The organism is Lacrimispora brassicae (assembly GCF_054772055.1).
In genome coordinates this window covers 82,247-103,314 of the sequence record NZ_BRYH01000026.1, presented here as the reverse complement: position 1 = coordinate 103,314, position 21,068 = coordinate 82,247, and the positions used below count along the sequence as shown (strand labels likewise).

The following is a 21,068-nucleotide window of genomic DNA, read 5'->3' as shown; positions in this document are numbered from 1 at the left end:
TACCCGTGAAGAGAGAAATGATTATCGTTCTGGATTTCGGCGGACAGTACAACCAACTGATTGCCAGAAGGGTCAGAGAATGCAATGTTTACTGTGAGGTTCACCCCTACACACTGTCACTGGACAAGATCAAGGAAATGAATCCAAAAGGAATCATTTTTACAGGTGGTCCAAACAGCGTATATAAGGACGAGTCCCCTCGCTGTGAGAAGGAAATCTTTGAAATGGGAATCCCGATTCTGGGAATCTGCTACGGCTCTCAGTTAATCGCATATATGCTGGACGGCAAGGTTGCCACAGCGCCAGTCAGTGAATACGGCAAGACAGAGGTTGACGTGGAAGCTGACAGCAAAATTTTAGAAAGTGTTAGCTCTAAGTCAGTCTGCTGGATGAGCCATACGGATTATATAGAGAAGGCCCCGGAAGGATTCCGTATTACAGCCCATACTCCGGTATGCCCGGTTGCCGGTATGGAATGTGAGGAGCGGGGACTTTATGCGGTACAGTTCCATCCTGAAGTCATGCATACCCAGGAAGGCGTTAAAATGCTTTCCAATTTTATATATAATGTTTGCAAATGTTCCGGTGACTGGAAGATGGACTCCTTTGTGGAGGCTTCCATTGAGTCCATCAGGAAAAAGGTTGGAGACGGCAAGGTGCTTTGCGCTTTATCCGGCGGTGTAGATTCCTCCGTGGCTGCAGTTATGCTGGCAAAAGCGGTGGGAAAGCAGCTCACCTGTGTGTTTGTTGACCATGGCCTTCTTCGTAAGAATGAGGGAGATGAGGTGGAGGCTGTATTTGGACCGGAAGGGCCTTATGATTTGAATTTTGTCCGTGTGAATGCCCAGGACCGTTTTTATGACAAGCTGGAAGGCGTGGAAGATCCTGAAACAAAGCGTAAGATCATTGGCGAGGAATTTATCCGCGTATTTGAGGATGAGGCCAAGAAGATCGGAACAGTGGATTTCTTTGTACAGGGAACCATTTACCCTGACGTGATCGAGTCCGGTCTTGGAAAATCTGCTGTGATCAAGTCCCATCACAATGTGGGAGGACTTCCTGAGCATGTGGATTTTAAAGAAATCATTGAGCCATTGAGACTTCTGTTTAAGGATGAAGTGAGAAGGGCAGGCCTGGAACTTGACATTCCGGAATATCTGGTTTACCGTCAGCCATTCCCAGGTCCGGGACTTGGCGTCAGGATCATTGGTGCTATTACCCCTGAGAAGGTGAGGATCGTTCAGGAGGCGGATGCCATCTATAGAGAAGAGATTGCCAAGGCCGGTGTTGATAAAGAACTGGGACAGTATTTTGCGGCATTGACCAATATGCGTTCTGTTGGCTGCATGGGAGATGAGAGAACCTATGATTATGCCATTGCCCTGAGAGCAGTGCTTACCTCTGACTTTATGACGGCTGAATCTGCGGAACTGCCTTGGGAGGTTTTGGGGATAGTGACCAGGCGGATCGTCAATGAAGTGAAGGGCGTGAACAGGGTGCTTTATGATTGTACTGGGAAGCCGCCGGCTACGATAGAATTCGAATAACAGACATTTAGCCTTGGAATCCTTATCTTAAAGGATTTCAGGGCCTTTTTAATGACTTGTGATGTTTAATATGATGTTAAGAAAGTGAAGTGTATACTTTTTTCAGTTAAAGTAAATTCTGTTGAAACGGATAGGAATGTATGATACAATCCCTTTGGAAAGTACCCATGACAGGGTGGTAGCCTCCCAAGCCAATGAAAGACCGGTCCGCCGGAATACATAGGAAGGGAGGTGGCGCATATGACAGCTTATGAGATTATAACGGTTTTTCTTGGGATATTGGCTTTGCTAATTTCCTTTGGCGGTTTAATCATTGCGTTGCTTACCTTTCTCGACAAGAGAAACAAGCGTAAATAAAAATGCCTATCCTGTCTGAACCACAGGATAGGCGGTGTCCGTAAGGACATCTGACTTTTCTTAGGAGCATCCACCTTTGGAGTGGGTGCTTTCTTTCATATTTAATATAACACAATTCAGTCCTGATTTCAAGTGTCTTCTGGGCGTCCCAATCTGTGCCAATCTGTGTGCCAGACTGCGTTACATAGCAGAAACTTAGTGGGGGGCCAAATTCATTTAGTATTTAGCGCCATTGGTTCCTGCTACGTGACAAAGTCTGGCACATACAAATATCAGGGCATTTTGCCCATCCTGAAAAGCACCATTTGCCTTTATCTGGCGTTTTATCTCACGGTTTAGCGGTTCGACCGTATTATTGATGCAGGTCATCTGACTTTTCCCTAAAGATTTTCTATCTTTTCATCGCACATATGCTTGAGAACCCGTTAATAACATAACAAAGTATAATCTGCAACCATTGGTTGACAAATTATACAGCGCACTTGGTAGTTGTCAACCGGTAAAAATCCTATAATACAGACAGTCGTATATCAACAGGTGAGCACAGGTGTTTCCTATAGGGCACTTGAAGATGGAATGGCATAAATAAATTTTGAGAGGATGGTTCATTGTGATTTTAGCAGAAAAAATTATTGCATTGCGTAAGAAGGCCGGATGGTCCCAGGAGGAACTGGCTTACCAGATGGGCGTATCAAGACAGTCAGTATCCAAGTGGGAGTCTGGAACATCGATTCCGGATTTGGAGCGAATTTTAAAGCTTAGCCAGGTATTCGGTGTCAGTACGGATTATTTATTAAAAGAAGAGATAGAGGCAGCTCCGGCAGCTATTGCTCTGGAGTCTGATAATGAAGAGGGATACAAGGCGGTTACCCTTGAAACGGCCAATGATTTCATGGAGGCTAAGATCCCAGGGGCAAAAAAGGTGGCTTCGGCTACAGCGGCTTATATTTTGTCTCCGTTGACTTTGATTTTTCTTGGGGGATTATCAGAATTTAGAGATAAAACTATCAGTGAAGGCATGGCAGGAGGATTTGGAGTGGTCATATTACTTCTGATAGCTGGAATTGCCACAGTATTTTTCGTCATGCATGGAATGAAAATGGAACCTTATGAATATTTGGAGAAGGAAGTCTTTCGCCTGGAATATGGGGTGGAAGGGATTGTGCGGAAAAGGATGGCAGAGTATGACGGAACCTATAGAATATGTAATGTAGCAGGTGTTTTCCTGTGCATTATCTGCCCTTTGCCATTGATGATAGCTGCTGCACTAGACAGTCCGGACTTTGTATATATTATGTGCATAGATTTCCTGCTGATCATAGTAGCCTGCGCTGTATTTTTATTTGTACTGGCTGGAGAGAAAAAAGGATGTTTTCAGATGCTGCTGCAGGAGGGGGAATACGCGGCAGAGAAAAAGCTGGAAAAGAAGAGGACAGAACACCTGTCTCCTATCTATTGGTGCACCATTACAGCGGTGTATATTGGCATCAGTTTTTTGACGGGAAATTGGGGAAAGACATGGATTATCTGGCCCTGCGCAGGAATCATGTATGTGGCAGTGCAGGCCATAGCTGCTGCTTGGAAAAGTAAGAATATGCATAATTAAGCCGGTTCTATATCTAAAATGTTTGTACCTTGGGTCAGTAACTGTGTTGAAGCAGAATGATTCAAAGAGGACCTGTTGACGAATTCCATTTTGATTAAAATTTTCAACCCATTTATGCGGGGGTGAAGACAAAATTTTATGATAAAAGGAATTTACCAACAGGTCCTTTTTGAGATACTCCATAAGGTTCTGGATATTTATAAAAAACATTATGGTGAGAAAAGCGTGATATAGTTACGCATGATGGCATACCGTCCTTCAGCCGTCAGTTTCACCAGACCACCGGATAGCTGAATGCAGTCCTCCCGTTCTAAGGATTTGATGATTTTCGATGTAAACTCACCAGTCCAGTGGAGATGGGTCTTTATGGTATCAACGCCAGCCTCTGAATCTTCTTCTTCACTGTTTTCATGATTAGAGAGGTGAAAAAGCAGCGTTGCTTTAGCGAATTCCAGTTTCTGATTCCTGCGTCTGAGCAAAGAACGGATCAGTCCTCTGTGAGGTGCAAAAACAAACACAAGGAAGAAGACCAATCCGGTTACTACAGCCATGGTGCCTGCGATGGACACATCTAACAGCGCCGCTGCCTGATAACCCAGGATACCGTTGACAGCTCCTATGATCCCGCTTAAAATCAGCATTTGTTTGAGATCGTCCGTCAGCAGATAAGCCGTCACCGGAGGGCCGATCATAAAGGCCACCACCAGCACGGATCCTACTGCCTGAAAGGCTCCCACAGTGGTAAGGGATACCAGCGTCATCAGTCCGTAATGCACCAGCGCCGGTGAAAAGCCCAGCACGGCGGCCAGCATAGGATCAAAGGTTGCCACTTTAAGTTCTTTAAAGAAAATGATGATTACAGCCAGATTGATCAGCAGCAGCACCCCTGTTGTGTAAATTGCTTTTGCACCAATATCCATGCCGCCTATGACCATACGGTCAAAAGGAGCAAAAGCCAGCTCTCCCAAAAGTACAGAATCAGTATCCAGGTGAACCGAGCCTGCATAACGGGTAATCAGGATAATGGCGGCGGAAAAGAGCAAGGGGAATACCACGCCAATGGCGGCGTCTTCCGCCAGCAGCCGGGTCCGGCTCAGCAGCTCCGTCAGCCAGACGGTCACCACCCCCATCAGCGCTGCCCCAACAATCAGCAGAGGCGAAGAAAGATCATGGGTGCCGAAAAAAGCGAGCACAATTCCCAGGAGGATCGTATGGGTGATGGAGTCGGACATCATTGACATTTTCCGAAGTACCAGAAACGTTCCGGGGAGAGCACAGGCAACAGCCACAATGACGGCTATGATTTGAATTTCAATTTGCGGTGCCATCCGGCACACCTCCTTCCAGTTTGTATAGAATCTTATTTTTTCTCCGTTGATATATTCTGTGGAGAATACCGCGACCCGGGGCAAACAGAATGCTGATTATTACAATGATACTGACGCAAACCACAATGGCCGGGCCTGTGGGCAGCTTTGGGATGAGAGAACTGGCCGCCGTTCCTGCGACACCGGACAGGGCTCCGAAAAGGGCTGAGAGGGTCACCATGACCCACAGCTTATTTGTCCACTGGCGTGCGGCAACAGCAGGAGTAATCAGCATGGCGCTCATGAGAATAACGCCTACTGTCTGCAATCCCATAATGATTGCCAGTACGATCATAAATGACAGCAGCAGATTCAGTTTCTTTGGGGAAAAGCCAAGACTCTGGGCAAAATCGCTGTCAAAGGTCAAAAGCTTAAACTCCTTCCAGAACAACAGCACCAGTACAAGCAATATAAGGCCGCAGACCTCCATAAGAATGATATCCCGTTTCAAAAGAGTAGATGCCTGACCGAAGATAAAGCGTTTCAGCCCTGCCTGATTGGAGTTTGGAATCTTCTGCACGTAGGTGAGAAGCACCAGGCCCAAACCGAAGAATACCGACATCACCAGGGCCAGCGCGCTGTCAAATTTCACGCGGGTATGCCGCACAATACTGACAATAAACAGAGTTGCCAGCAAGCCGGAAATAAGGGCACCCAGCAGCAGAACTTCTGTATTTTTACTGCCCAGGAGAACAAAAGCCATTACCACGCCGGGAAGGGCGGAGTGAGACACTCCGTCTCCCAGCAGGCTTTGCCTGCGAAGCACGGCAAAGCTGCCTAATACTCCGCTGATCAGCCCCAGGAGGGCGGAACCCAGAGCCACAGTCTGGAATGTATAGTCGGAAAATAATGAAATAATATTGTTAAACATCACATCACACCCCTTAAAAGCGTACCGGAGTTGTGGTAGGTTTTTTTCAGATTTTCTTCATGAAATACTTCCTCCACCGGCCCGCTGGCAACCACACGCAGATTGATCAGGGTAACCCAGTCAAAGTAATCGGGTACCGTTTGCAGGTCGTGATGGACCACCACCACAGTTTTGTTCTGCTCCTTCAGCTCTTTCAACAATGCTACGATAGCCAGTTCCGTCTGGGCGTCTACCCCCTTGAAGGGTTCATCCATAAAGTAGACCTCCGCTTCCTGGGCCAGGGCACGGGCCAGGAAAACCCGCTGCTGCTGGCCTCCGGAGAGTTGGCTGATCTGACGGGAAGCGTACTCCTGCATACCCACCTTTGCCAGCATTTGTTTTGTCAGCTCTATATCTGATTTGCGGGGACGGCGGATCCAGCCTAACTTGCCGTAGCAGCCCATCAGCACCACATCCTGCACCGTGGCCGGGAAATCCCAGTCCACGCTGCCGCTTTGGGGTACATAGCCGATGCGTTTTTTCAAGGTACGTATATCATCGTTTCCGTCCAGAAACCGGACGGCTCCGGTGACAGGCTTTAAGAGCCCCAGCATTGCTTTTATTAAGGTTGTTTTACCGGCTCCGTTGGGGCCGACTACTGCCATCAGCTTTCCCCTTGGAATTTTCAGATCAATATCCCAAAGAACGGGCTTGGCGTCATAGGCTACGGTTAAATCCTCTACCTCAACCGCATAGTTTTGTTGTCTTTCCATACGTTTCCCTCCTGTCACTTTAAGGCATCAACAATCGTGTCAATATTTGCTTTGACGGTCAGGAGGTAAGAGTCGTCTCCGGACCTGGCATCGCCCAGGGAGTCGGAATAAAGCTCTCCACCGATGGCAACATCAAAGCCCTTTGCTTTTACCGCAGCCTGTAACGCTTCAATGGTTTTCGGCGGCACCGAGGATTCTACGAAAATTGCCTTGATCTGCCGTTCCACAATGAAATTGGCCAGATCGCTCATATCGGCTGTACCGGCTTCCGCATCGGTGCTGATCCCCTGCAGGCCACGTACCTCAAAGCCGTAGGCTTTACCGAAGTATTGAAACGCATCGTGAGCGGTTACCAGCACCCGCTGTGATTCCGGCAGCTCTGCAGCCCGGCCGCGGATGTATGCATCTGTTTCTTCCAGCTCCTTTAAGTAGGCGTCCAGATTCGCTTCATAGTCTGCTTTCCCATTGGGATCGGCTTCGGCCAATCCCTTTGCAACAGTTTTTGCAGCATCCTTCCAAAGGGAAACGTCGAACCAGATATGGGGGTCATGGATCGAGCTGTCAGCCTCCCATGCCAGAAGCTTAGATTCGTCTAACCCCTTTTCAATGCATATGACTGTTGCCCCCTGAACGGACAGGTTTTCAAATATTTCTCCCATTTTTCCTTCCAGATGCAGGCCGTTATATACTACCACATCCGCTTTCTGCATCAGGGAAACATCTCCCGCGCTTGCCTGATACAAGTGTGGGTCAATGCCGGGCCCCATCAGACCATTTACCGTAACCCGTTCTCCGCCGATGACTTCGGACAGATCAGCCAGCATGGTGGTGGTAGCGACGATGTTCAATTTATCTTTTGAAGAGTCTGTGCTTATTGCCGGAGCAGAACAGCCCGCCAGCAATAATGTGAAACTCAGGATCATGCCAAGAAGGCCTTTGGTTTTTTGCTTCATGAGAAACCTCCTAAAAAAATATTTTGTGTCACAGTCCTTCTATCTCGTCTACATAGATTTGACAGGCGGCCTTATAACTGATTTGAATACGCCTGCCTTCCAGGTCAAGCGTTAGCGGCCCTTCATATGCTGCAGTTTCTATAATACAGATGGAGCTTCCAATGGTGATTCCGCTTTCCTGCAGATAGTCTAACAGTTCCTTTTCTTCCTTCACACGACGTATGTGAGAAGCACTGCCCATAGGAAGCAGGTTCAAGGTCACTAGCGGAGCGTGGTTGATTTGGCCGTCAGGATGAGGGATTGCACTGCCATGAGGGCAATATGCCGGATAATTCAGAAACTTATCCAGCCGGGCGGTCAGGCGTGAGGGAGTGATGTGCTCCAGCATTTCCGCATCCTCGTGGGCTTCACTCCAGGAGTAGCCAAGATGACGCATGAGGAAAACCTCCCAGAGCCGGTGGCCGCGCACCAGGGAAATGGCAACTTCAATTCCCTCAGGCGTCAGGTATGAACCTTTGTAAGGTTCATAATGAATAAGTCCCTCCCGTTTCAGTTTTCCCAGCATTTCCGTCACAGAGGCGGGGGCGATCTGCAAAGCCTCTGCAATCTGCTTATTGTTTACCAGTTCTTCCATACCGCCCAGCTTATATATGGCCTTTAAGTAATCTTCTTTATTTGGTGTCATTTTATTTTCCTCCGTTTTAAACATGTATACCCCGCGGACTGCATGGGTGACTGTATAAGTAAAGATATTGTTTCAAAGAGTATAAAGTTTTGTTATACCGCAAAAATTTTCAAAAACCATCCCATCAGCAGGATGAGGGCGGTTATTATGAGAGTAGGTATCTTGCGGCAAAAAAGCCGTTTTGTATAAATATCCATAATTTTCTCCAATTGTGTAGTTTGAATTTCGAGTTCATTATTTAGGCATACCTAAATTTAATTATATTATATGCCTAAACAAATGAAAATGCAAGTGGTTTCCCTGTGAAAACACAGTTTTACCATGTTTCATTTGTTAGGGGCGGGAAATAACGTTTCCCTTGACTAATCTATGACTCCTAAGCGGCAGGTGTTACGAATATACTATATAAAGTCAGAAGAAGAGAGGATGAACGATAATGAGCCAGCTTCCGCCCCAGGAATTCCATACCGTTCGCGGATATGAACTGCAAAAACTAAATGAAAGCAGACTTACGCCTGCTCTTGAGGATTATCTTGAAATGGCATACCGGTTATGCCAGGAAGAAAGCTGCACCCGCATAAACAGGCTTTCGCAGCGGCTGCATGTCCGTCCGTCATCTGCGTCAAAGATGGTATCAAAACTCGCCCAGCTTGGCTATCTGAAGTACGATCATCTTGAAAATATCCTGCTGACCGATGAGGGAAAAATAGCCGGAAATTATCTGCTGGAACGTCATAATATTTTGGAGAGATTTTTTGTAATGCTTAGAAGCCCCCGCCCGTTGGAAGAAGCAGAACTGGTTGAACACATGCTGGGTGATTTGACGGTATTGGAAATAAAGGTGCTGATGGAGTTTTTTCTCCAAAACCCGGATATAAAAAAACAATTTAATGATTTTAGGGATATGGTTATCTTACCTAAAGAATAAATGGTGTGCCAGTGATGAATGAATTGCAACAAATATCTGTTAGCTAATGCATTGAGTTATTTAATCCATTGAGTTAGTTAATGTATTGATTAAGATCTGACCGTATATTCCGTGATTCAGGAAAAATTAAGGAGAGACGAAGGAGGGACTAAAGAAAGACTAAAAGAAAAGTCAGAATGATAAACGAAATTATAGTTTCTTTTGTTTCGGAAGTTTATGGACATATTGAAAACTTTTACTAAATGTAATCAGTATTTCACAACTTCATTTTTGCTGTAAATTATAGCAGGTTTTCTGCCTGCCCAAGGGATAAGCAAAGCCACATACCCATATGAGCGGCGGGCATGTGGCTGAGTTGTAAGATTTCTTGATTGACAGCAATGAAATCTCCTTACACCGGTATGGCTTCCTTATTGTTTGTCAAGCGTAAGGGGGTTCCCGTGACCGTCATTCCTTGTAAGCAGCTTTTTATAAGTCCCATCCACACCAATGGCTCCAAGGGGGGCAGTGATCAAGATGGCTAAAACCGCAACCGTCAAAATAATATTGCCGGCAGCAACACCGGCCGCCAGGGGAAGTCCGCCGATTGCCGCCTGTACGGTTGCCTTCGGCAAATAGGCAATGGCACAAAAGAGACGCTCCTTTGGACTGATTGGGGTTTTCACAAGACAGATAAATACGCCGCATATGCGTATCAGCAGGGCGATAAAGATAAGAGCGACGGCCATAAATCCGGCCTCTGCCCCATAGCTTATATCCACCGTTGCACCTACCAATATGAACAGCATCAATTCGGCGGCCACCCAGATTTTCGAGAATTTGCCTGACAGACGCTTTGCTAAAACCTCATACTGCTTCAGGATGGTACCTCCTAAAGCCATGACAGCCAACAAGCCGGACATGGGCACGTACGGTTTCATGGCTGTTTCAAGAGAAACAAGCAGGAACGCTGTGCTTAATAAAATCAAAATCTTGGCGGTATCCCGCATGTGGACTTTTTGAAACAGCTTCACCAAAGCAAGGCCAAGTAAAATGCCCACCAGCAAGCCTGTTGCAATGGCGATTGGTATTTTAATAAGGCTTATAACATCAAAGCTGCTTCCCCCGTGCATGCCCATAAATGATGTAAAAAGGACAATCACGTAAATATCGTCAACAGACGCTCCGGCCATAATAAGCTGCGGAATACTCTTTGCCCTGCCGTAGCCATTTTCCATCAGCTTTAGCATTTTAGGTACAATAACCGCCGGGGATACTGCGCCCAGTACGGTTCCCATGATAGCTGCTTCCAAATGAGAAACAGGAAAGAACATAGGCGCAAAAATAGTAGTGGCAGTTATTTCAAAAGTTGCCGGAATAAAGCACATAAGGATTGCCGGGCGGCCGACCTTTTTCAAATCCTTAATATCCAGCGCAAGTCCCGCCCTTGTGAGAATCACGATCAGGGCAATTTCCCTCAAATCAGCGGAAACATTCAATAGCTCCGGCGCAATTAAATTCAGCGCATACGGTCCTAACACAATACCGGTCAGAAGCATGCCCACAAGGCCGGGGAGTTTTAGTTTCTGCATGGTTCCGCTTAATATCATGCCGCAAAGAACCATAATTCCAAGACTGAAAAGCATATACATCCTCCTTTGTGCAGAAATGCAAAAAAGCTGACACTTCTGCAATGAAATAATCGCAGAAGTCATCAGCTTAATAAGCGGTTCGGCTTTTAACAGCACAGGGAGAACTTCATTCCCTTGGACGATTATAGCAAAGATGGGTGTAAATATCAAGGAGTATATGAATGGCATTGGCTTTCTTAATCTGTAATTCTGTTTCCATATCCATACATGAAGAGTCCTTCATAAGATATTTTTTAAATCCCATTCCTTATATCTTGTCACGATACAAATCACACATTTCTGTTTAAAAACTGTTCCTCATACATCTTCTGCGCATAATCCAATGCAGCGGCAGGCGATTGAACATTGCTGTAAGTGTTTTTCACCGCCATACCAATAATGCTCAAAAAGCGGCGTTCGTCAAATGGAAAACCGGACAACTCAGGCACCCGCCGTCCTTTGGCCATCACAAAGCAGTCCTTTGCATAATTCAGCCATGGATAAGAATTGACGATTTCGTAATTTTCATAGGATTTTTTACAGGGAGAAACGCTTCCCAACAGTGTCTCGGCTGACGCGATTGTTTCACTGCATATCCATCGGATAAAGGACAAGGCCTCGCTGGCCCGGCGGCTGTATTTTGAAACGCCAAGAGTTCCGCCGCCGATGACAGGGTTACCCCCGGGAACCAGAGCATAGCCGATATTTCCCACAACCTTAGAAGTAGAACTGAGCAGGTCGGAAGCATAGTTGCTGTAGAGCAGGGTCATGGCAATGTTTCCGCCGGCAAAGGAGGTGGCGGTATTGGTCCACCAGGAATTATACTTTGGGCTGGAATAATTGCGTATCTCCACAAGCTGTTCCAATGCCCGGACCGCAGCCGGGGAATTAAGGATCACATTGTAGTGCTCGTCATATAAGTTATCCTGATAACTGAAAAAGCGGGCTAAAAATTCAGAGCCGGCAACTCCGGTGGAACCCAGTGTGAGAGTGGCCCCATAATCCACAGGGGAGGTTGGGTTCAGGGATTTAGTGAAAAATCCGGCAATCTGGTTGAATTTATCAAAAGTATCCGGCGGAAGCAGTTCTTCCCGGTATTTTTCAAAGTACATGCGGCGGTAAATAGGGTCGTTAAACAAATCCTTTCTGTAAAACAAAAGCTGCATACTTGGGGAGGTAGGCAAAGCGTAAACATGTCCGTTGATCATTGAATACGGTTCAATGGTGCCGTCAATAAATTCATTGAGACACTGGGAGACCGACGGATCGATTTCATCTAATGGCTGTAATATTTTTTCCGCAAACCAGGATAACCAGGTAACATCCAGACGCAGGATATCGAATACGGAATCCTTTGGCATATTTGTAAAAGCTTCATAGATTTCATCGTAGGAATAAATGGTAATGTTAACAGGTATCCCGGTTTTTTGCGTATACAGGCGGGAAAGGCTGCGAAGGGTGTAAGCACTGGGGGTGTCAAGGGTCAGGATATTTAAAGGTGCTTTGTCATCGCTGTATATAATATTTGAAAACCAATCACGGAAGCCTGAATTTTCTAAAATTCTTTTTTCTGGATATTTACCTGGATGAATGTTTTTGATAAGGGTTTCTGCGGCGATTTTTCCCAACTGGCGGTAATTCAGTTCGTATTTTTCAAAGTCATTTTCAGGCATTGTAAACACAGGAGAAGCGGTGTATATATTTAAGCTGAGTTCCGGGTAAAAGGTATTATGTATATCTTTTACAGATTCAGCAAAACCGTAATTGGATATAAAAATGGCCTGGGGCGGGGAATCATGGAAGATCTGCATGATGTTCTGCAGTTTTCTGTATGAGTCCGTTTGTATGTGATACACGGAACAGGAGGAGTGCTTCATCGTGTCCATAAAGCCGTCATAAAATGCCAGCTCATTTGACAGCCGCAGACTGCCGGTCAAAATACAGATATTCGTATATTTCTTTTCCAGAGCCTTCCTGGCTAATTCCTTTCCTGCCTGTCCATAATCAAATCCAATATATTTACAGGGTATATCAGGATCCCGCTCAATGAAAATGATATTTTCCCTGATCTTTCCTTTCCCATCCTGATAGGGGATAGAGTCTGACTGAGAGGTAAAGGAGGTGAAGGAAGCAATTCCGGCAGGCATGAGGGAACGTATATCCTGTAAGGCATTGACCTCAGCCTCCAGGTGATCGTCGTTGGTGAGATACTGGCATACGGAATAATTATGATTTTCGGCGTAAGCCTTAAAGCTCATAAAGAAATCGATGTATTGTTTGGAGCGCAGGTTTGGGAGAATTACGGCTAATAAGTCGGAGCGCCCCTTGCGCAGTAATTTGGCTCTTTCGTTGGGGATATATCCAAGAGATGCGGCTGCATCCATTACCTGTTTTATTTTTTCGCTGCTGACGTTGCCTTTTTCATTCAGAACATTTGAAACGGTTCCCTGAGCAACACCGGCGGCCCTGGCAATATCTTTAATAGTAACCATAAAATACCTCCATAATTTACCAAAGACAAATGGTTTATCTATAGTATATCACATAAAATAAAAAATAAAACCTGTTTATTAATGTGAAAAACAAACATTAAAGCGCATATATTAGTTAATTTATTGTATAAAATATATAAAAATAATATTGACACGTTTCAATTGTAGTGATAGACTATCCATGTAACCATCGATTGTTGAATTTAAGGAGGGGTTGTTTTGAAAAAAATGAAGCATTTATCTGCAACCACATTGGCAATGGTCATGGCAGCAGCAGGTGTATTGGCTGGCTGCGGAGGCAATTCAACGGGTGCAGCAAAGGCAGAGCAAGCAGAAACAAAGGCTGAATCAGCTTTGGCGGATACAGATTCTGCAAAAACAGAGACCCAGGGAGCTGCGGGGGAGGCATTGCACCTGACCTTCTACTATCCGGTCAACGTAGGCGGATCGGCAGCACAGCTTATTGAGAAGATCTGCACGGACTTTAACTTGGAAAATCCCAATATTGTTGTTGAACCGGTTTATACAGGAAATTATGATGACACTGTTACGAAAATCCAGACGGCCGTACAGGGAGGAACTCCGCCGGATGTGTTTGTTAGTCTGGCGACTCAGAGATTTACCATGGCGTCTACAGGTATGGCCATGCCGCTGGATGAATTTATTGCAGCAGACGGAGAAGAAGGAAAAGCATTCATTGCAGATTTTCTGTCCGGTTTTATGGAAGACTCCTATGTGGATGGAGCGATTTATTCCATTCCCTTCCAGAGAAGTACGGAGATCCTCTATTATAACAAAGATTTGTTCAAGGAAGCCGGACTTGATCCGGAGAAGCCGCCGAAAACCTGGGAAGAGTTGGCGGATTATGGGGTGAAACTGACAAACAGCGACCATTATGGCGTGGGCATTGCTTTGAACTCCGGTTCTGCCCAGTGGACGTTTACAGGCTTTGCGTTACAGAACAGTACCGACGGCAAAAACCTTATGAGTGAGGATGGCAAAACCGTTTACTTTAATACCCCTGAAAATGTAGAGGCCCTTCAGTATTGGCTGGATCTGCAGAATAAGTACAAATGCATGGCGGAAGGGATTGTACAGTGGACTGATCTGCCCACACAGTTCCTGGCAGGGGAAGTGGCTATGATCTATCATACCACCGGAAATATGGCCAATATCAACGGCAACGCCAAGTTTGAGTTTGGTACGGCATTCCTGCCGGGACATACACGGGATGCGGCTCCCACAGGCGGCGGAAATTTCTATATCTCAAACGGCATTTCAAAAGAGCGTGGGGATGCAGCGTGGAAATTCATCAAGTTTGCTGCTTCTACGGAAAGGGCTGCCCAGTGGAGTCTGGATACGGGTTACGTAGCTACAAGACAGTCTTGCTATGATACGGATCTGATTAAGGATTATTACGCAAAGGTTCCTCAGGCCTCCATCGCTTATGAGCAGCTTCCATATGCGAAACCGGAGCTGACTACATATAATGCAGCAGAAATATGGAGAATTTTAAATGATAACATCCAGGCGGCAGTAGTGGGAGATATGACGGCACAGGAAGCTCTCGATCAGGCCCAGGAGGAAGCGGAGGAAGTCTTGGCAGATTTTCAATAATATAGAAACCGGAAGGGGATTGCAGCTTGCAAACCCCTTTCTTTAAAGAAGGGGGATGGATCGATGAATCGTGATTTAAAAAAGAGAAAGGAATTTAATCATAATTTCACGGCGTGGATGCTTGCTGCGCCGGCATTGGCGTTCATGCTGGTTTTTACAGTGTATCCTGTATTCAGGAGCCTGTATTTAAGCCTTATGAAATACAAGATGGGAATGGCGGCACCGGAGCTTATTGGGCTGGAAAACTATGGAAAACTGTTTTCATCAAAGCTGTTTTGGAAGGTAATGGGAAATACGGTCTTTTTTGCGCTGATTACTGTATTGCCCAGCATGGCCGTGGGATTGGGCCTTGCTGTTCTGGTGAATAGAAGGAGCCGGACAATGGGTTTTGTAAGAACCTCCTTCTTTTATCCGGTTGTAATGCCTATGATAGCCATAGCCAGTGTCTGGATGTTCATCTATATGGCAAAGAACGGATTGTTCGATCAGATGCTCATAAGCATGGGGGTTCGGCCCATGAATATCCTGTCTAAGAAGAGTACGGTGCTGCCTGCCATGGCGGTGATGTACGTATGGAAGGAGGCCGGATATTTAATGGTATTTTTCCTGTCCGGGATCCAGAGCATATCAGCGGAGGTCATGGAGGCTGCAAAGATCGACGGGGCAGGAAGTTTTAAAATCTTTAAAAAGATCACCCTGCCATTGCTGGCGCCTACATTTCTATTCGTATCGACCATCGCATTTACCAATAGCTTTAAGCTTGTGGATCATGTTGTGATCATGACAGAAGGAGCCCCAAACAATGCCAGCACACTTCTTCTTTACTACATTTACCAGCAGGGCTTTACCAATTTTAATTATGGTGTGTCTTCCGCACTGACGGTTATCATGCTTGTATTGCTGCTAATTGTGTCACTGCCGAGATTTATAAGCCAGGATAAGAAGATTCATTATAATTAGAGGGGAGAAGGTTATGAAGAACTTGAAAAAACTATTAATATCCATAGGATCCGTGCTGCTGGCAGCCGCGTGGCTGACTCCTCTGTTCTGGCTTGTGTGTACAGCTTTGACGGAACCTACATTTAAAATGACTTTCTTTCCCAATACCAGGTTTACATTGGGCAATATTAAGTATGTGTGGAATGCCATACCCTTTGGCAGGTATTATTTAAATACGCTCATCCTTGTTGCAGTAACATTTTGTATTCAGTTTGTTACATCCACCCTGGCCGGATATGCTCTTGGGGTCATGGAGTTTAAAGGGCAGTATCTGGTGATGGCAGTGATTTTCATGCAGATCATTATACCTAATGATGTACTTATTACGCCTAACTTTATGACCTTGTCGGAGCTGGGACTTACGGACACAAAGCTGGGCATCATGCTGCCGTTCTATGGAAGTGCTCTGGCAATCTTCCTTTTAAGGCAGCACTTTAAGACAATACCCAGGGCCTTATCTGAAGCGGCAAGAATTGACGGTGCAAATATCTGGCAGACCATCTGGCAGGTATATATGCCATGCGCAAAGCCGGCATACATGTCATTTGCGGTCATTTCGGTCAGTTATCATTGGAACAACTATTTGTGGCCGCTGATCGTGACAAATTCTCCTGCAAACCGCACCCTGACGGTGGGGCTGGCTATTTTTGCAAAGTCCAAGGAGGCAAATATGCAGTGGGCAAATGTCTGCGCAGCCACATTAATTATCATACTGCCGTTATTAATAGCCTTTTTCATCCTGCAGAGGCAGTTTATGAGCAGCTTTGTCAGCGCAGGCATCAAGGAGTAGGAGGAGAGGACGATGGAATTACATTTTTTGGGCAGTGGATCGGCGTTTTGTCCTCAATATAAAAATACCAGTGCATATTTTGAATTAAACAATGACCTCTATTTAATTGATTGCGGAGAAAGCGTATTTGAGGCATTGCTTCCATTGGTTGATTTTGAACAATACAGGGAAATTTACATTGTGATTACACACCTTCACGCGGATCACGTGGGCAGCCTGGCTTCTTTGGTTTCTTATAATTATTGCATGGTAAATAAAAAGCAGGTTACCGTTATTTATCCCAAACACACCATTGTTGAGCTGTTAAGCCTCATGGGGATCAGAAGGGAATATTACCGTTATCAAGAGGCCTATGATGGTGGCAGTGTAAAATTTGATGCCATTCCTGTAGAGCATGTGGACAATATGGAGTGCTTTGGCTATATCATAGAAGTACATGGGGAAAAAGTTTTTTACAGCGGGGATTCCTCTCAATTGCCCCCAAGCTTATTGGAGGATTTTTTAAAGGGAGAAATCAAAACCATTTATCATGATACAAGCACTCATGATTCCGATCACCCGACCCACTGCCATTATAGTAAACTGGAGGCATGTATTCCTCGTGAGATGAGAAAAAGAGTGTTTTGCATGCATTTGGATTCTGACTGCAAAGAACTGTTGGAAGGAAAAGGATTTTCTGTAGTGAGTGTGGATGGTGACTCGTAGGCTGAACGCAGGTGATTTTCAGGAACTGAATGCGGTCACAATTACGTTGCGTATAGGCCTGGCCCTGATCATAGGCGCATTCTGGGAATGGAGAGAGAAGTTTGGAAGCAGCCGGCCGGATTTCGGACGTATATGCTGGTATGTATGAGATCGGCAGCAGTAATGATGACCAACCAGTATACTTCACAAACTTTTGGAGGTTCAGATCCCTCAAGGCTGGGGCGCAGGGATGTATATAGAAGCAGTTGCATCTCCCAGTTATTAATGAATCCTTTTGACCGGTTTCATTGCTTCAAGGAAAGGTTAGAAAAACAGAAAATACCGGGGCGTTCTGCTCCTGTACCGCAAATACTCATCCCCAAAGGCACGAGGCAAGTATTTTTCTTCCTCTAAAATCTGAAAATGCAGCAGCAGGATGCCAATGACCGCCGCAACGAGAAGGATGGCGTTTGGCAGGGCAAGCACAGAACCAATATACAGCATATCAAAGCCTGCAAAAGCCGGATTCCTGCTGACTTTGTAAATCCCCCTTGTGACAATGGCAGTCTTTTGGGTTTCGTCCACACCTGCGCGCCAGCTAGCCCCCATGGAGGTAATAGCCAGCACAAAGAAAATGACTCCGCCTCCCGTGACCGCGATTCCTGCCCACCGCACAGTTGCAGGGAATGAAAGAGTAAGCATGAAACGGGAAAAGAAAACGCTTGCGTACTGAATGACTGCAATGCCGTAGGTAGCTGCAAGGAGAGCCGTTTCTATTGCAGCCGTTTTAGGAGGCTTGCGGCCCTTTGCCAGCCGGTTTGTATGAATGCCTTTTTTTCGAAGAAGGATCTGTTTCATAAAATACCCAATGTAAAAACAGGTTATTAACGCAAATATGCTGATCTGAAAAATCATTCTATCACCGCCTTATATGTAATATTTCAAAGTATATCATGGAAATGTAGAAATGAACATTAAAATAAAATTGATTGATGTAGGCGGATACTATTTCCAGAGTCACGGCCTGGGTTTGGGTGTATGTGAGTCAGGGCATTCATGCTTTCAGTTCACTTTTTTCATGCATGGCTCAATTCCTGAAATAATTATTTTAATATTGTTGTAATAGAAACAAAAAATCATTATAATGTTATTAATGCATCAATAGGTGGGAGGACTGGTCATGAACAAAGAAGAACAGGTCATAATGGGTTTCAGGGAACTAGTTAATAAAATGTCTTGGCTTAATAAGATTAAGATGGAAAACAGCCTTAAAGGTTTTAAGTCTTCCGAGGTACATTACATCGAACACATTGGAAGAAATGCAGATTCCAACGTGACAAAACTTGCGGAGTCCTTTTATATGACCAGGGGCGCCATAAGCAAGATGGCAAAAAAGCTCATAAAAAAGGGGATCATTGAAAGCTATCAGAAACCAGATAATAAGAAGGAAATCTATTTCCGGCTTACGGAACAAGGGCAAAGAGTTTATAACCTCCATGAGGAATTGCACAAAGAGTTTCAAGAGCGGGATAAAGCCATATTTGAGCAGGTAACCGAGGAACAATTTGACAGTATGCTTCGCTTTGTGGAAAAGTATAGCAGGCATTTGGATGAAGAAATAAAGAAACTGGACATAGATATGAAGTCGGAATAAATTTGAATAATGAAAATGAAACCACAGGCGGCCAAGTGAGAGACCAGGGGGCAATCAGGACCTTGCAAATTCGTCAGGGTGGAGATATATGCATTTATCAGCTACTCTGTTTTTCACGGTGATTTTCCTGATTTTTATGGATTCCATGATACCTTTATGGCGGAAATCCTCCTTTTGCTGTCCAGTACTGATTTGCTAAAGGCTGCGGTCATCTGAAAAACCCATAAATAAAGGAAGAAAATCAGCCCTACTGATTTTCCGTGGGCTTATACAGGCATGATCACCGGCCGGCAGTAATAGAAGATAAGAATAGGAAAGGAAGGTGTCATATGACGGAATATAAAGATAAGCAGGAATTGATAGATGAAATCTCAAATCGGGCGAAGCTGTTCATTGATGAATTTTCCCTCGTCCGGGAAGCTGACAAGGACAAATCAATTGACGGCGTGGACAGAACGCCTGCACAGATGGTGGCCTATCAATTAGGGTGGCTTAACCTCCTTCTTCAATGGGAGGAGCAGGAGCAGCAGGGAAATACAGTTATCACCCCTCATCCTGATTATAAGTGGAACAATCTGGGCGGATTGTATGAGAACTTTTACAGGCAATACGAAAAATGCAGTTTACAGGAATTATGCGGCATGTTTGAGGAAACGGTGGAGAAGATCGTGGATTTGACGGAAGGTTACATTGATGCCGAGATTTTTCAGCCCGGAGGCAGAAGGTGGGCGGCTTCAACCCCTTCCAACTGGCCGGTCTGGAAATGGATCCACATCAATACGGTCGCGCCCTTTAAGTCCTTTAGAAGTAAAATCAGAAAATGGAAGAAGCTAAACTGCGGCTGAAAAGCTGATGTCCATATATTCGGCTGCAATTTAAATTTACTTCTTCCATTATACTTCATTTCATAATTGATACAATCTGTCACCGATCCCTATGTATTGCCGGGCTGAGGAAAAAGAGCATCAATCCTAACAAAATCGTTGTTATCCCCAGCCCCTGTTGAAGGGAAAGTGCTTCATTTAAAATAAAATAGGCCAGAATACATGTGCCTATGGTTTCCCCTAAAATGCTCATGGATATAACTGTTGCAGGAATCCACTTTAACAGCCAATTAAAAATAAATTGTCCAAAAACAGTTGAAATAAGCGCTAATCCCCCAAAGGCCATCCAGGTGGCAGCGGAGTAGCCGGTAAATGAGCTGCGCTCTATCATGGCATAGCCTCCCAGGAAAACGGAACTGCTTAAATAGCTTATGACGGAATATGGAACCGCGGATAATTCCTTTCTTATTGCCTGGCCGATAAAAAAGTAGACGCTGATAATACCTGCCGCCAAGAATGCCAACAGATCCCCAAACAGGGCCTGGGAGCTTATTTGAAAATCTCCCCATCCTATCATAAAACAGCCGGCAATGGCCATCAGGCATCCTCCGATTGCCAGCTTATGGAACCGTTCTTTTAGAAAAATGTATCCGATGGCAATGGAGAAAAGGGGCTGCAATGTTACAATAACGGTTGAGCTTGCCACCGACGTATGTCTCAGGGATTCAAACCACAGCATATAATGGGCGGATAAAAGCAGTCCTGACAAAATCCCAAGTGCCCATTGCTTTTTCGATAGAGACAGCAATTGACGCTTATTTTGCTTACTGGCAAGTAAAAATGGCAAAAGGATCAATGAAGCAAAAAATAACCGAAAAAATGCGGTTATGGCGGATGGGGCATTTGCCAAGCGCACGAAAATTGCGGAAGTGGAAAGGGAAAAGACGCCAAAAAACAAAGCCAGGTACAATCCAATATTAGTTTTCAAAGTTATTCTCCTAGTTGTAATGATAAAATACATGATGCAATGGAATGCATAAGTAATTATATTATGATCGTTTGGGAAAAGCCAGCGCTATTTCGCATTTCCGGCAAGTTTTAAAAACCGTTATAAAAATACAATATACAGATGACTGAGCCTTACCATACCGGAAATCAGCTTTTCTGGTCAATGCAATCATAAGGCCGATTCCAATCCGGGACCGGAACCGGGAATCAGTTCTCAACTGCAATTTTCGGGATTTATAAAAAAAGACTAAAAACTGCACCCAATAAAAGAAAGCCAGTGGCATATTTCCAGTAAAAATGGTATAATGGAAAAAACAAAGGATA

At 45.1% G+C, this 21,068-nt stretch carries 21 protein-coding genes, 1 pseudogene and 1 riboswitch; of the genes and pseudogenes, 12 read left to right on the top strand and 10 right to left on the bottom strand.

The features are described 5' to 3' along the window. The first annotated feature begins 5 nt into the window (after positions 1 to 5). Positions 6 to 1,547 (top strand): glutamine-hydrolyzing GMP synthase, encoded by a 1,542-nt coding sequence (gene guaA, locus ACYVD3_RS13670; RefSeq protein ID WP_460643079.1) that lies wholly within the window; start codon positions 6 to 8, stop codon positions 1,545 to 1,547. A 240-nt stretch (positions 1,548 to 1,787) separates the two neighbouring features. Then, positions 1,788 to 1,904 (top strand): putative holin-like toxin, encoded by a 117-nt coding sequence (locus tag ACYVD3_RS13665; RefSeq protein WP_460643078.1) that lies wholly within the window; start codon positions 1,788 to 1,790, stop codon positions 1,902 to 1,904. 234 nt (positions 1,905 to 2,138) lie between these two features. Here ACYVD3_RS13665 and ACYVD3_RS13660 read toward each other — a convergent pair. Next, positions 2,139 to 2,261 (bottom strand): annotated as a pseudogene (locus ACYVD3_RS13660) (IS256 family transposase); the annotation flags it as partial. Positions 2,262 to 2,514: 253 nt separating this feature from the next. Between ACYVD3_RS13660 and ACYVD3_RS13655 the strand changes: the two are divergent. Then, positions 2,515 to 3,510, top strand: a complete 996-nt coding sequence (locus ACYVD3_RS13655; RefSeq protein WP_460643077.1) for a helix-turn-helix domain-containing protein — start codon at positions 2,515 to 2,517, stop codon at positions 3,508 to 3,510. A gap of 209 nt (positions 3,511 to 3,719) precedes the next feature. Here the strand turns inward: ACYVD3_RS13655 and ACYVD3_RS13650 are convergent, their stop codons facing one another. From ACYVD3_RS13650 to ACYVD3_RS13630, 5 genes are read right to left on the bottom strand one after another with little or no spacing between them, the layout of a single operon-like run. Then, a complete protein-coding gene (locus ACYVD3_RS13650; protein WP_460643076.1) occupies positions 3,720 to 4,838 on the bottom strand; it encodes a metal ABC transporter permease in 1,119 nt (372 codons plus the stop codon). After that, positions 4,822 to 5,748, bottom strand: coding sequence for a metal ABC transporter permease (locus ACYVD3_RS13645; RefSeq protein ID WP_460643075.1), 927 nt, complete (start codon positions 5,746 to 5,748; stop codon positions 4,822 to 4,824). Before ACYVD3_RS13645 ends, ACYVD3_RS13650 begins: the two co-directional genes overlap by 17 nt. Next, entirely contained in the window at positions 5,748 to 6,500 is a 753-nt protein-coding gene (locus tag ACYVD3_RS13640) for a metal ABC transporter ATP-binding protein (RefSeq protein ID WP_460643074.1), read from the bottom strand. Before ACYVD3_RS13640 ends, ACYVD3_RS13645 begins: the two co-directional genes overlap by 1 nt. A gap of 14 nt (positions 6,501 to 6,514) precedes the next feature. Continuing rightward, the gene (locus ACYVD3_RS13635) at positions 6,515 to 7,453 is read right to left on the bottom strand and encodes a metal ABC transporter solute-binding protein, Zn/Mn family (protein WP_460643073.1); all 939 of its coding nucleotides are present in this window, start codon (positions 7,451 to 7,453) and stop codon (positions 6,515 to 6,517) included. Positions 7,454 to 7,481: 28 nt separating this feature from the next. Continuing rightward, complete coding sequence (locus ACYVD3_RS13630; RefSeq protein WP_460643072.1) at positions 7,482 to 8,138, bottom strand: metal-dependent transcriptional regulator; 657 nt, start codon at positions 8,136 to 8,138, stop codon at positions 7,482 to 7,484. A 436-nt stretch (positions 8,139 to 8,574) separates the two neighbouring features. On the opposite strand from ACYVD3_RS13630, the gene ACYVD3_RS13625 reads away from it, so the two are divergent. Beyond that, positions 8,575 to 9,066: a metal-dependent transcriptional regulator gene (locus tag ACYVD3_RS13625; RefSeq protein ID WP_460643071.1), complete on the top strand. Its 492-nt coding sequence runs from the start codon at positions 8,575 to 8,577 to the stop codon at positions 9,064 to 9,066. Positions 9,067 to 9,476: 410 nt separating this feature from the next. Here the strand turns inward: ACYVD3_RS13625 and ACYVD3_RS13620 are convergent, their stop codons facing one another. Continuing rightward, a complete protein-coding gene (locus ACYVD3_RS13620; protein WP_460643070.1) occupies positions 9,477 to 10,691 on the bottom strand; it encodes a cation:proton antiporter in 1,215 nt (404 codons plus the stop codon). 52 nt (positions 10,692 to 10,743) lie between these two features. Further along, positions 10,744 to 10,820, bottom strand: a riboswitch (Fluoride riboswitch). Between the two features lie 146 nt (positions 10,821 to 10,966). Beyond that, on the bottom strand, positions 10,967 to 13,168 hold the full coding sequence (locus ACYVD3_RS13615; RefSeq protein WP_460643069.1) for an extracellular solute-binding protein: 2,202 nt from the start codon (positions 13,166 to 13,168) through the stop codon (positions 10,967 to 10,969). A 228-nt stretch (positions 13,169 to 13,396) separates the two neighbouring features. Between ACYVD3_RS13615 and ACYVD3_RS13610 the strand changes: the two genes are divergently transcribed. The 6 genes from ACYVD3_RS13610 to ACYVD3_RS13585 all read left to right on the top strand — a co-directional run bounded on the left by ACYVD3_RS13610 (position 13,397) and on the right by ACYVD3_RS13585 (position 17,672). Next, complete coding sequence (locus ACYVD3_RS13610) at positions 13,397 to 14,785, top strand: ABC transporter substrate-binding protein (protein ID WP_460643118.1); 1,389 nt, start codon at positions 13,397 to 13,399, stop codon at positions 14,783 to 14,785. Between the two features lie 63 nt (positions 14,786 to 14,848). Continuing rightward, entirely contained in the window at positions 14,849 to 15,745 is an 897-nt protein-coding gene (locus ACYVD3_RS13605; RefSeq protein WP_460643068.1) for a carbohydrate ABC transporter permease, read from the top strand. 13 nt (positions 15,746 to 15,758) lie between these two features. Beyond that, the gene (locus ACYVD3_RS13600) at positions 15,759 to 16,574 is read left to right on the top strand and encodes a carbohydrate ABC transporter permease (RefSeq protein WP_460643067.1); all 816 of its coding nucleotides are present in this window, start codon (positions 15,759 to 15,761) and stop codon (positions 16,572 to 16,574) included. Between the two features lie 12 nt (positions 16,575 to 16,586). Continuing rightward, on the top strand, positions 16,587 to 17,279 hold the full coding sequence (locus ACYVD3_RS13595) for an MBL fold metallo-hydrolase (RefSeq protein ID WP_460643066.1): 693 nt from the start codon (positions 16,587 to 16,589) through the stop codon (positions 17,277 to 17,279). Continuing rightward, positions 17,266 to 17,427: a hypothetical protein gene (locus ACYVD3_RS13590; protein ID WP_460643122.1), complete on the top strand. Its 162-nt coding sequence runs from the start codon at positions 17,266 to 17,268 to the stop codon at positions 17,425 to 17,427. Before ACYVD3_RS13595 ends, ACYVD3_RS13590 begins: the two co-directional genes overlap by 14 nt. Beyond that, on the top strand, positions 17,367 to 17,672 hold the full coding sequence (locus ACYVD3_RS13585) for an MgtC/SapB family protein (protein WP_460643065.1): 306 nt from the start codon (positions 17,367 to 17,369) through the stop codon (positions 17,670 to 17,672). The genes ACYVD3_RS13590 and ACYVD3_RS13585 overlap by 61 nt, the downstream gene beginning before the upstream one ends. Here the strand turns inward: ACYVD3_RS13585 and ACYVD3_RS13580 are convergent. Then, positions 17,583 to 18,173 carry a methyltransferase family protein gene (locus ACYVD3_RS13580; protein ID WP_460643064.1) on the bottom strand — a complete coding sequence of 197 codons (591 nt, stop codon included), beginning with the start codon at positions 18,171 to 18,173 and terminating at the stop codon, positions 17,583 to 17,585. The two genes, ACYVD3_RS13585 and ACYVD3_RS13580, sit on opposite strands and share 90 nt — an antisense overlap. A 265-nt stretch (positions 18,174 to 18,438) precedes the next feature. Here ACYVD3_RS13580 and ACYVD3_RS13575 point away from each other — a divergent pair, with 265 nt between their 5' ends. Both ACYVD3_RS13575 and ACYVD3_RS13570 read left to right on the top strand, forming a co-directional pair. Further along, a complete protein-coding gene (locus ACYVD3_RS13575; protein WP_460643063.1) occupies positions 18,439 to 18,912 on the top strand; it encodes a MarR family transcriptional regulator in 474 nt (157 codons plus the stop codon). Between the two features lie 329 nt (positions 18,913 to 19,241). After that, a complete protein-coding gene (locus tag ACYVD3_RS13570; RefSeq protein ID WP_460643062.1) occupies positions 19,242 to 19,757 on the top strand; it encodes a ClbS/DfsB family four-helix bundle protein in 516 nt (171 codons plus the stop codon). A 79-nt stretch (positions 19,758 to 19,836) separates the two neighbouring features. Here ACYVD3_RS13570 and ACYVD3_RS13565 read toward each other — a convergent pair whose 3' ends face one another. After that, on the bottom strand, positions 19,837 to 20,724 hold the full coding sequence (locus ACYVD3_RS13565) for a DMT family transporter (protein WP_460643061.1): 888 nt from the start codon (positions 20,722 to 20,724) through the stop codon (positions 19,837 to 19,839). Positions 20,725 to 21,068 lie beyond the last annotated feature (344 nt).